We start from the raw sequence: 11,580 nt of genomic DNA, 5'->3' as shown, positions 1-11,580 counted from the left end.
TTTGCCTTCGGACTGCCGGGTGCGGATGAGCGCTGCGATGCGCTGCGCCACTGCTACCGATGCCGTTGCCTGATCGGCATAAACCGTTACCGGCAGCTTCTCATAACGCGTCTCTTCCAATAAGTTTAATCTTGCCATAATCAGGGGGTTGATCGTGTTTATAAAGGTTACAAAACAAATATATTCAACTATTTAAATAAAGGCCACTTTATTTTTATTTGCGCCGGGCGCTAAAACAATTAATTTAGGGCATGCCGAAATTAAACCATAACCTGCAAAATTTAGTCGACGTAGCACAGAAAAATGAAACTTTGGGTATAGGCCTGATGTCCGGCACATCATTGGATGGTTTGGATATTGCTCTTTGCAGTTTTACCGGCCATGGCACAAATACCCGGTTCACACTAAAGCACTTTATCACTATACCATACGATGCGGATTTTAAAGAAAGAGTACAGGAAGTGTTTGCAAAAAAGCAGGTTTCTTTGAAAAAAGTAACCCTTTTAAATGCTTTTACCGGCAGTTTTCATGCAAAGTTAATTTTGCAGGCATTAACAGAATGGGGTGTAGCGGCAACCGATGTAGATTTCATTGCCAGCCATGGGCAAACCATTTATCATGCGCCAAAACATCAGCATAACCAAACCGGGTACGGCAACGCTACCCTGCAGATCGGCGATGGCGACCATATAGCCGTAGGTACCGGAATTTTAACCATAAGCGACTTCCGTCAAAAACATATCGCTGCGGGCGGAGAGGGTGCGCCGTTGGCATTATATGGGGATGTTATTTTAGGCAGCTTACCTGGTGAGGACCGTATTTTGCTGAACATTGGCGGAATTGCCAATTTAACCTATCTGCCCGGTAATGGCGACAACTCCCGTATCATATGTACAGATATTGGCCCGGGCAATACTTTGATAGATGCCGCCTGCCGTAAATACTTCGGCAAGGCTTATGATAAGGATGCTGAAATAGCTTACTCGGGTACCGTAAATGATACGTTGCTGGATGCTCTTTTGCACCACCCTTTTTTTAATGAGGCCCTGCCAAAAACTACCGGCCCTGAACTATTTAATCTTGAATATGTTGCAGATGCACAAAAGGCAACCCGGCTGCTCAATATCAGTAAAGCCGACCTTGTGGCTACTTTAAGTGCGTTTACCGCGAGGTCGATAGCGCAGTTTATCCGGGCAAATTTTAACCTTAATGGCATTAAACTCTTTACCAGTGGCGGCGGTGCCAGGAACCCGTTTGTGACAGACTATCTAAAAAAGGCCTTACCGGATATAATGATAGGTAACACTGAGGATTTAGGCATTGATCCCGATGCTAAAGAGGCCATACTTTTTGCCTTGTTAGGTAATGAGGCCCTGTGCGGCGAGCCGTTGCAGATCGGCAGTAACCCGGCGGTGCTGATGGGGAAATTCAGTTTTCCCCGATAAAGTGTTCACGTTCACTGCCGTGAACACTTGCGAAATATTACAAACGACTCATTATCAGCTATTTGATTTTTTTAGTTTGTAACAATCGTGAACGGCTGCTTTTCAGTGTGCTAATTTTCATGAAAGTGGTAGGGCATCGCATAAACAAAAATAGCGACGGGTATAAACCCATCGCTATTAATTAAAAGATATTCGATTGCGTTAATCGGCTTTTAAGCCATATTTCTCGCTGAATTTACGGTAAAGCTGTTTGTGCAGGTTATCCAGGTTGATGTTGCGGCCCTGGATAAATGCAGTCTCTACATTCAGGCCTATCATATCCAACGCGTCGCCGGTTGAAATAAACAGGTTGGCATCTTTACCGGTTTCTATAGAGCCGGTGGTTTTATCGATACCCAAAATTTTGGCGTTGTTCAGGCTGATCATCGATACCGCCTGCTCTTTAGTTAAACCGTAACCAACAGCTTCGCCGGCCTCGAAGGGCAGGTTACGCTGGCGCCAAAAACCGATACCGGTAAGGCCGTATAGCACACCTGCATCCTGCAGCATTTTGGGTAATTTGTAAGGTAGGTACACGTCATCCTCATCCCTGTCCGGCAAGGTTTGTGTTTCACGTAGTATTACCGGTACGTTGTTCTCTTTTAAAACGTCAGTAACCAGGTAAGACTCTTTGCCGCCTACAATTACTACTGGTACACCCATTTGCTTGCCAAAAGCAACAGCCTGCATAATTTGTTTAGCGCCATCGGCAATTACAAACAGCTTTTTAGTGCCGTTAAATAATCCCTTCATCGCCTCGAACCGGATGTTTGCAGTAGCCGGCCTGCTGCCATCAGCATAGCCTTTTGCTTCAACAAATAAGCGTGTAATGGCATCGATAGATTTTTGCGCACGCTCGGCAGGGGTTTCCTGCGCTACACCAGGTACTGCAGGGTTAAAACCACCCCTGCGGCCACGACCTGCCGCGGCAGACGGCCAGTTTAAATGCACTGCCATGTCTTTTTTGTAAGTAGCATCTTCCCAGTTCCAGGCATCCAGCTGTACTACAGACGATGTGCCTGAAATGGTACCGCCCGAAGGTGTAGGCTGCGCCAGCAAAATGCCGTTTGTACGTACAGTAGGGATCACTTTAGAATCGGTGTTGTAAGCAACAATCGAGCGTACATGCGGGTTAAGGTCGCCGGTTTCTTCATCATCAACCGTACCGCGGGCGCCCGACTCCACTTCTACCAATCCGAGGGTGGTCATGGGTGCTATAAAGCCAGGGTAAATTTGTTTGCCTGAAGCGTTAACTACTTCATAAGCGCCTGTTGGGCCGGCACCTTCGCCAACACCGGTTATTTTACCTTTATCGAAAGTAATGTACCCGTTGTTGATCACCTGGCCGTTGCCTACGTGAATGGTGCCACCGGTAATTACCACCGGTTTGCTTTGTGCTTTTGCCGGCAATATGGTTGCCTGCCCGTAAATGAGGTTAATGCCAAGCAATAATCCTCCTAACGTTAATATAGTTTTTTTCATGTTGATTTCTTAATTAGGGGGTTTACTTGATTTTGGCTGCTCTTCTCTCTGCCGAGCGCACTTTTTCCATTTCGGTGTACTCATCAGCAACTACAAAGTTGTCTTCCTCTAAGCTTTCGCACTCGTAAAGGCGCGGGCGGCGGCCAAATGCAGGGCGCTGCGTGTTGTTGCCGGCGTTTTTAGACTCCAGCATTTTTTGCACAATACGGGCGCTCTCGTTAGTCATTGCTTTTTGTTTAGCGGCAGCTTGTGATAAGTCCCAGTAAGGGATCCCATCAACATAAGTTTTTTCAACCACAGCATAAATTGATAGCGGGTTAGCCGACCATAAAACCACGTCGGCATCTTTACCTGCTTTGAGGCTGCCAATGCGGTTATCTACGTGCAGCATTTTAGCCGGGTTAAGCGTTACCAGTTTTAAAGCCTCTTCCTGGCTCATGTGGCCGTAAGTAACTGCCTTGCCGGCTTCCTGGTTTAAGCGGCGTGCCATCTCGGCATCGTCTGAGTTAAAGCCGGTTACCAAACCAACTTCGTGCATTAGCTTACCATTATAAGGGATAGCCTCGGCCACCTCGTTTTTGTAAGCCCACCAGTCGCTAAAGGTCGATCCGGCAATGTTATGCGCCTTCATTTTATCGGCCACCTTATAACCCTCTAATATGTGGGTAAAGGTGTTGATCTTAAAGCCCATAGAGTCGGCAACGTGCATCAGCATATTAATTTCCGATTGTACATAGGAGTGACAGGTAATGAACCGTTTGCTATCCAGAATTTCGGATAAGGCATCCAGCTCCAGGTCGCGGCGGGCGGTGCTGCCCTTAACTGCGCGGGCCGCTTTGTATTCTTTTGCACGGGTAAAGGCATCTACATAAACCTCTTCAACACCCATACGTGTTTGCGGGAAACGCAGCACCTGGCCAAATTGAACATTGTTATTGCTACCCTTCACATTCTCGCCCAATGCAAATTTGATGAAGCCATCGCTGCCTTCAAACTTCATTTCCTCGGGTAATTTACCCCAGCGCATTTTTATTAGCTGGGTTTGGCCGCCTATAGCGTTAGCCGAGCCGTGCAGGATGTGCGATGTTGTAACACCGCCGGCCAGCTGGCGGTAAATGTTTACATCTTCCGCGTCGATCACATCGGCGATGCGGACTTCTGATGTTACCGATTGTGTACCCTCGTTAATACCGCCTGTAGCGGCAATATGCGAGTGTTCATCAACAATACCTGCAGAAATGTGCTTACCGGTAGCATCAATCACTTTAGCGCCTGCGGCAGATAGATTTTTTCCTACGGCTTTTATCTTACCGTTTTCTATCAGCACATCCGCATTTTGCAGGATGCCTTCCTTTTCGTTTGTCCAAACGGTGCCATTTTTAAATAGTACAGTTTCGGCTCTTGGTGCCTCGGCGTTACCAAAGGCGGTGAACGGATAAACGACCGGGCCAACAGCAATGCTTGGTTTTGGGGTGGGGCGGGCTGCCTGCGCTGCGGGTGCCGCACCGGCATAAACCGCGCTAAATGCCGATTGCGAACCATCGGGCATGATCGCGTTGCCTCGTATGGTTAACGGCGATGCAGAAGATATATGGCCCGCCAGGCGGATAACGCCTGCCGGTTTAGTACGCAGATTAAAGTATATGCTCACATCATCGCCGGTGCGGGTAATGGTGCCACGCGCTTTAGCGCTATCGGCACCGGTGCGCTCCACGTTTGCTTCGTAGGTGCCAGGTGTGCCGCTTATTTTGAGCGTGGTGTTGGCAAAGCCATCGCCCGCCATGGTATAGTTGCCACGCAGGTCAGACACATCCATTTTCGATACAACGTACTGGCGGCCTTCAACCCAGTTCTCATAGATCACGTTATCAGCTTTGAACAAGCTGTCAGAAGTGATCAGGAAGCTGGCCATCTTACCTTTTGCCAGGGTGCCTACTTTATCGCTTACGCCCAACATTTCTGCAGGGATAGTAGTTAAGGCATTTAAGGCTTGTTTTTGCGTAAGGCCGTAGTTGATGGCGCTGCGCAGGTTAGTCCAGAAATCGCGCGCATTGGCTATGCCGTATGAGGTAATGGCGAATTTAACGCCTGCTTTTTCTAAAGTTGCGGGGTTGGTTGGGGCAAGCTCCCATCCCTTTAACTGCTCGTAGCCTATGCTGCGGGCATCTAAAGCATCTTCTACATCAAATGCAGCAGGGAAGGTTAAGGGGATGATAAGCGATGCGCCGGTTGCTTTTACAGCTGCGATACGCTGGTACTCCAATCCATCAGTTTTAAAGATATACTGTTTGCCGAATTCCCTTGCGATCTTGGCGGCGCGGAAAATGCTTTGCGGATCACTCACCTCAAAGATCTGCGGCAGGGTTTGCGTGCGGTTAAATTCATCTAATGAGATGTTGTACTCCTGCTTTTGCGTTTTGTACCATTGGGCATCATAATAAGTTTGGCGCAGTAAAGCAATGCTGCCCATTAATGACGACGGGTAATTGGTTGCCGCGGTACCTTTGCTGAACGAGTAATGCGCGGCAGTGTTATCATTCAGGATAACATAATTGTCGCGCTCATCGGCAAGGCTAACGGTAATGGATGTGCCGCGTGCTATTCCATCATGAATAAGGGATTGCACAGTGCTAAAACCGTTCTTTTTTAAAGCTTCGGCAGCGGTAGCATTTACATGGAAAACCGTTTTGGCACTCATCTCCGGCTTAATGGCCTCATTCCAGCCGTAGGCACCGGGCTTGGTAGATACCGGTACAGATGAGCGGCCGAAACCGCCGGCAGCAAATGCCTGGCGCGGCGCCTCGGGCATACCATAAGTGGTGTAAGCATCAACCAGGCCGGGATAAATAAATTTACCTTTAAGATCTACCGTTACATAGCCTTTAGGCACTTTAACATCCGCACCGATAGCTTCTATCACGCGGTCTTTAATAAGTAGCGTGCCGTTTTTGATACTGGCATCGGCACTGGTTACAATGGTTGCATTGGTGAATGCATAAGCCCCCGGGCGAATGTCCCACGAGCCGTTTACCGGAAAAGTTTCTTGCGCGTAACCCACATGCAGCGTGAGTACCGAGAAACAAAAGAGTAAAAGTTTTTTCATTTAGTTTGTCAGTTAAGTTAATCGCATTAAATATATAAATATTCAAGATTATTAGTGTTTTAGCAGCTATTGGCGCACAAGTTTGTTACAATTAATAAGGCAAAATATTTTAATACCTATATTAGTAGCAAAAAAAATAAGGTCATGACCGCGTATAGCTTTTTCAAATATTTCCACTCCGGTTTCCGTTACATCGTAATTATTTTGATCCTTGCAGCAATTATTGGCGCCCTTGCAGGTTGGTTGGGCAAAAAAGGATATACCGATGGCAACCGCAAGCTTAATCTGTTTGCCATGATATCGGCTCACACCCAATTTTTATTGGGGCTGGTCTTATACTTTTTAAGTCCGTTTGTAGTATTTGCCAAAACAACCATGAAAGACCCGATGGCCCGGTACTGGACGGTGGAGCATATCACGATGATGATATTTGCGATAGTGCTGATCACTATCGGCCACAGCAAATCCAAAAAAGCGGCGCTGCCCGAAGCAAAGCACCGCTCCATAGCGATATTTTATATCCTGGCGTTTATTGTAGTTGCGGTAGCCATTGTGCAGAGCCAGCGCCCGTTCTTTGGCGTAACCCACTAAAAAACAGAAGAAAAAAATTTGGTAATTCAAATTTCTTTATAAATTTGTTTCCACATATGACAAAAACTACTCATAATACCAATTGGTGGCACTATGCAAAACATAGCAGCCGGATAGTTTTTGATATATAGTACACTAATCAAATATAAACCTAATTTGAAACCGGCGAACGCTCAATTCGCCGGTTTTTTTTGTTTAATACTCTGAGATAAAATGAATACTTATAAAATTACCACCACCCAAAAAAAACTGCTTGCCGATACTACAACCCCGGTAAGCATCTACCTGCGTTTGCGTGATGTGTTCCCTAATTCGCTGCTGCTGGAAAGCTCGGACTATCATAGCCGCGAAAATAGTATGAGCTACATTTGTTGCGCACCAATAAGCGGTTTTGTGCTTGACGATGATCAGCTGAAAATGAAGTTCCCCGACGGGGCGGAAGAAACTAAAGCCCCGGGTACGTTTGAACTAACCGATGAGATCACCCGCTTTTTAGGGCGTTTTGATGCAAATGAGCAAACCGGTAAAGTAATATCCAACGGGTTATTTGGCTATTTTACCCATGAGGCGGTTGAACACTTTGAAACCATTAAGCTTAAAAAGTCAGACGATACCACCCGGAGGATCCCGGTGATGCAATATCATATTTACCAATACATCATCGCAGTAGATCACTTTAAAAATGAATTGTACATTTTTCACAACCAGGTGCAGGGACAGTCCCAAACCAATGGGTTGGAAAAAATTGCTGACCTGATCAAGAACAAGAACTTCCCGGAATATAGCTTTAAAAGCAGCGAAACGGAAAAGTCTAACCTCACCAACGAAGAGTTTATTGCCATTGTCGAAAAAATGAAACAGCACATTTACCGGGGCGATGTGTTCCAGATAGTGCCGTCGAGGGCGTTTTCCCGCGGTTTCCTGGGAGATGAATTTAACGTTTACCGGGCACTACGATCTATCAACCCGTCGCCTTATCTGTTCTATTTTGATTTTGGTGATTTCCGGATCTTTGGTTCATCGCCCGAGGCGCAGATCACGGTTAAAAATAACGTTGCCGGCATTTACCCGATAGCGGGTACGTTTAAACGCAGCGGAGACGACGAAAAAGATGCCGAACTGGCCCGCCAGCTGGAAGCCGACCCTAAAGAGAGCGCCGAGCATGTGATGCTGGTTGACCTTGCCCGCAACGACCTGAGCCGCCACTGCGAGCAGGTGAGCGTAAAGGCCTTTAAAGAGGTACAATACTATTCGCACCTTATCCACCTGGTATCGCACGTGAGCGGTAAATTAAAGCAGGGTACGTCATCATTCAAAATTGTGGCGGATACTTTCCCGGCAGGTACCCTAAGTGGTGCCCCCAAGTACCGCGCGATGGAGATCATCGACGAGAATGAGAAAACAAAACGCAGCTTTTACAGCGGGGCTATCGGCTACTTTGGCTTTAACGGCGATTTTAACCACGCTATCATGATCAGATCGTTCCTGAGCAAGAACAACACACTGCACTACCAGGCGGGCGCAGGCATTGTGGCAGGATCTGTTGCAGAGAGTGAATTAAAAGAAGTAGATAACAAAATAGCTGCACTGCGCAAAGCACTTGAATTGGCAGAGACGCTATAGAAAAGATCAGAGTTTAAGATTAGAGATTAGGAATAATGAAAAAGATTTTAATAATAGATAATTACGATTCGTTCACCTATAACCTGGTGCATTTGGTTAATGAGCTGGGCCGGGAGTGTGAGGTGTGGCGTAATGATAAATTCGATATAGCTGATGTAGATGCATTTAACCATATCATTCTTTCGCCCGGGCCGGGCATCCCAAGCGAGGCAGGTTTACTGCTGGAAGTGATAGAAAAATATGCGCCCACAAAAAGTATGTTTGGCGTTTGCCTTGGCCAGCAGGCCATTGCCGAGGTATTTGGCGGCAAGCTTTATAACCTGCCCCAGCCAATGCATGGCATTGCCACACCTATAAAGGTAACAGATGCCGGCGAAGAGCTGTTTGCCGGGCTGCCGGAAACTTTTAAGGTGGGCCGCTACCACTCCTGGGTGGTAGAAAAAGACCTGCCGCAAGTACTGGAAATAACCGCTATTGATGAGCAGGATGGATCTGTAATGGCGCTGCGGCACAAGCATTACGATGTGCGCGGCGTTCAGTTCCACCCGGAATCGGTACTGACGGAATACGGTAAAGAAATGATGCAAAATTGGTTAAACGCATAGATCCCCTACCTGTCATTTCGAACGAGCAGTGGGGTGGCGGGAGCGAAGACCGAGGAGAAATCTTGTTCATTATTACAGGCGTCTGAGCATGTAGTATCAGGATTTCTCACTATGGTTCGAAATGACATAGGTTTATTATAGATTTGAATTAAATGAACATACTCGATAAAATAGTTGCCCACAAAAAGAAAGAAGTGGAACGGGATAAGGTGCGCACATCTTATACCGTGCTGGAAGAGTCGGAATATTTTCATAGGGAAACCTACTCTTTCAGAGATTTTTTGCTGGCACCTGAACGTACCGGTATCATTGCCGAGTTTAAGCGGAAATCGCCCTCAAAGGGAATTATTAATGATGATGCACTGGTAAAGGACGTAACTAAAGATTACGCTTCGGCGGGCGCCTCTGCATGCTCGGTACTAACAGATTACGGATTTTTTATGGGCCGCAAAATGGATGTTACCCGGGCAAGGCGTGCCGTTAACATTCCCATCTTGCGCAAGGACTTCATGATAGATGAGTATCAGGTTATCGAAGCAAAATCTTTGGGTGCAGATATCATCCTGCTGATTGCCGCCATACTTACCCCCACCGAAATTAAAAACCTGGCGGCATTGGCTAAAAGCCTGGAGTTGAACGTGCTGTTAGAGGTGCATAACCTGGAAGAACTGGAACGCAGCATCGATACTAACCTTGATGCCGTTGGTGTGAACAACCGCAACCTGGCAGATTTTACCGTATCGGTAGAAAACTCCTTTAAACTGGCCGGGCATATCCCAGCCGAATTTATGAAGATCTCGGAAAGTGCCATTAGCAATACAGACACTATTAAAGAGTTGAAAAAAGCAGGTTTTAACGGATTCCTGATAGGTGAGAATTTTATGAAGGAGCAGGATCCCGGTGCAGCCATGCGCGAATTTGTGAAGGATTTGAAATAAGTTATTGCTAACTTTTTTAGTTTTGCTGTAAATTGATATCTTAGCCGGAATGTCGGCCGAGATCACTTTAAACGTAGAACAAAAGGCAGCCTTTAAGGCTATCGAAAAGTTTTTAGAGCATCCTGCAGCTAATGTATTTGTATTGAAGGGTTATGCAGGTACCGGCAAAACTTTTTTGATGCAGCGCCTGGCCAAAATGCTCACGGATACTGAACAGGATTTTTGCATGCTGGCATCCACAGGACGGGCTGCAACGGTACTTAAAGGTAAAACCGGTTTCGAAACCAAAACCGTTCACGGCGAGCTTTACAATTTTAGTAAGGTTGATGGCATTGAACACATTGCCAGGGGCAACTCCGGCCCGGCAGATGTAAACCAGATGAGTTTAGAATTCCTGGTACGCTCGGCCGATGAAGAAAAGCGCGTTTACATTGTCGACGAATCGTCCATGCTGTCTGGCGAAGCATCCAGGGACGCATCATTTACCAATTTTGGATCGGGTAATCTGCTTGATGACTTTTTTAAGGTTGCAGGCAACAACAAGATCATCTTTGTTGGCGACCCCTGCCAGCTGCCGCCCGTAGGCCAAAACATCAGCCCGGCGCTTGATACTAACTGGCTCGCCGTGCAAAACCGGGTGGCCGTATCGTTCACGCTGCAAAAGATAGAGCGTGTAACTGCCGGTAATGACATTTTAAGGCTTGCTGCCGCCGTGCGCGAAATGAGCCAGCAAAGCACCTGGGAACGGTTCCCTAAGCTACCCGCCTCCGATCTGAATAATGTTAAACTCCATCCGTCTAACGAGGCGCTATTTGACGCCTATGTGAAAGTTTACCGTTCAACAGGCCCAAATGAAACCTTAGCCATTGCACGCAGTAACCGCGCCGTACAGGAAATTAACCGTAAAATGCGACAGGAGCTTTTTGGCGACGGATACGTCCCCTTACAAGTTGCCGAAGTGCTTTTGGTGACACAAAATAATTATACGGTGCCGCTATCCAACGGCGATTTTGTTGAAATACGCGAATTGGGTGCCATAGTGACTAAGGCTGATATGAAGTTTCAGAAAGTAAAAGTAAGGCCTATTGCTACCGAGATAGATTTTACGCTGATGCTGTCATTAGATGCGGTAAACCACATTAAAGGTAACTTAACCGAGGATCAGACCCGTGAGCTGATGGTTGATTTTAGTTACCGGATGAATGATAAACAGATCCAGGCAAACTCGGCCGAGTATCATAGCGCAATGCGCAAAGATGAATTTTTGGGTTGCCTAAAGGCCACTTACGGTTATGCAGTAACCTGCCATAAAGCCCAGGGCGGCGAGTGGAACAACGTGTTTTTGTTTTTGGAAAAGAGCATGTATGGGATGGACCGGCTTGAACTTTGCAAATGGTGGTACACATCAATAACCCGTGCAAGGGTACAGCTGCATCTGGAAAAGAATTGGTGGATAAAATAAGGCAGCTAAGCAGTAGCTGGTTCGTAACGCCAACCCATTTGTAAATAGCCCTGTTTTATAATATCTTTGTATCATCATGTACATTCAATAATACTTCCCAAACGCCTTACTTAATTTTAGCATAGGCCCCTGTAGTATCCGCGCATTGTCTGCGCCGTTAATACCTGCAATTAATTTAATTTTCACGGAAGTGCTGCAAGGCGTTTCCAAAACACGTAACTATGTGAACATAACCGCAAATAGCGAGTTATTATTGGGGTGATATCTTTTATTGCCCCGTTGTTTAATTGAT

8 protein-coding genes are annotated in these 11,580 nt (G+C 46.6%); 6 read left to right on the top strand and 2 right to left on the bottom strand.

Annotation, left to right across the window (positions count from 1 at the left end; translation table 11 throughout):
* The first annotated feature begins 251 nt into the window (after positions 1-251).
* A complete protein-coding gene (locus ACE5CV_RS04600; protein WP_374948987.1) occupies positions 252-1,445 on the top strand; it encodes an anhydro-N-acetylmuramic acid kinase in 1,194 nt (397 codons plus the stop codon).
* 201 nt (positions 1,446-1,646) lie between these two features.
* On the opposite strand, the gene ACE5CV_RS04595 is transcribed toward ACE5CV_RS04600, so the two are convergent.
* On the bottom strand, positions 1,647-2,966 hold the full coding sequence (locus ACE5CV_RS04595; RefSeq protein ID WP_374948986.1) for an amidohydrolase family protein: 1,320 nt from the start codon (positions 2,964-2,966) through the stop codon (positions 1,647-1,649).
* Between the two features lie 22 nt (positions 2,967-2,988).
* Complete coding sequence (locus ACE5CV_RS04590; RefSeq protein WP_374948985.1) at positions 2,989-6,069, bottom strand: amidohydrolase family protein; 3,081 nt, start codon at positions 6,067-6,069, stop codon at positions 2,989-2,991.
* Between the two features lie 144 nt (positions 6,070-6,213).
* Here ACE5CV_RS04590 and ACE5CV_RS04585 point away from each other — a divergent pair, with 144 nt between their 5' ends.
* The 5 genes from ACE5CV_RS04585 to ACE5CV_RS04565 all read left to right on the top strand — a co-directional run bounded on the left by ACE5CV_RS04585 (position 6,214) and on the right by ACE5CV_RS04565 (position 11,288).
* Positions 6,214-6,660, top strand: a complete 447-nt coding sequence (locus ACE5CV_RS04585) for a cytochrome B (protein ID WP_374948984.1) — start codon at positions 6,214-6,216, stop codon at positions 6,658-6,660.
* A 213-nt stretch (positions 6,661-6,873) separates the two neighbouring features.
* The gene (locus ACE5CV_RS04580; protein ID WP_374948983.1) at positions 6,874-8,283 is read left to right on the top strand and encodes an anthranilate synthase component I family protein; all 1,410 of its coding nucleotides are present in this window, start codon (positions 6,874-6,876) and stop codon (positions 8,281-8,283) included.
* 35 nt (positions 8,284-8,318) lie between these two features.
* Positions 8,319-8,888, top strand: coding sequence for an anthranilate synthase component II (locus tag ACE5CV_RS04575; RefSeq protein ID WP_374948982.1), 570 nt, complete (start codon positions 8,319-8,321; stop codon positions 8,886-8,888).
* 152 nt (positions 8,889-9,040) lie between these two features.
* Positions 9,041-9,826, top strand: coding sequence for an indole-3-glycerol phosphate synthase TrpC (gene trpC, locus ACE5CV_RS04570; protein ID WP_374948981.1), 786 nt, complete (start codon positions 9,041-9,043; stop codon positions 9,824-9,826).
* Positions 9,827-9,875: 49 nt separating this feature from the next.
* On the top strand, positions 9,876-11,288 hold the full coding sequence (locus ACE5CV_RS04565; protein WP_374948980.1) for an ATP-dependent RecD-like DNA helicase: 1,413 nt from the start codon (positions 9,876-9,878) through the stop codon (positions 11,286-11,288).
* The last annotated feature ends 292 nt before the right edge of the window (positions 11,289-11,580 follow it).

The organism is Mucilaginibacter sp., from assembly GCF_964263795.1.
In the GTDB taxonomy this organism is placed as follows: domain Bacteria; phylum Bacteroidota; class Bacteroidia; order Sphingobacteriales; family Sphingobacteriaceae; genus Mucilaginibacter.
This window is presented reverse-complemented; position numbering and strand designations above follow the sequence as displayed.

Bases quoted from the DNA above. Each gene is read 5' to 3' on its own strand.
- ACE5CV_RS04600 (WP_374948987.1), top strand. From the start codon at position 252: ATGCCGAAATTAAACCATAACCTGCAAAATTTAGTCGACGTAGCACAG.
- ACE5CV_RS04595 (WP_374948986.1), bottom strand. From the start codon at position 2,966: ATGAAAAAAACTATATTAACGTTAGGAGGATTATTGCTTGGCATTAAC.
- ACE5CV_RS04590 (WP_374948985.1), bottom strand. From the start codon at position 6,069: ATGAAAAAACTTTTACTCTTTTGTTTCTCGGTACTCACGCTGCATGTG.
- ACE5CV_RS04585 (WP_374948984.1), top strand. From the start codon at position 6,214: ATGACCGCGTATAGCTTTTTCAAATATTTCCACTCCGGTTTCCGTTAC.
- ACE5CV_RS04580 (WP_374948983.1), top strand. From the start codon at position 6,874: ATGAATACTTATAAAATTACCACCACCCAAAAAAAACTGCTTGCCGAT.
- ACE5CV_RS04575 (WP_374948982.1), top strand. From the start codon at position 8,319: ATGAAAAAGATTTTAATAATAGATAATTACGATTCGTTCACCTATAAC.
- trpC (WP_374948981.1), top strand. From the start codon at position 9,041: ATGAACATACTCGATAAAATAGTTGCCCACAAAAAGAAAGAAGTGGAA.
- ACE5CV_RS04565 (WP_374948980.1), top strand. From the start codon at position 9,876: ATGTCGGCCGAGATCACTTTAAACGTAGAACAAAAGGCAGCCTTTAAG.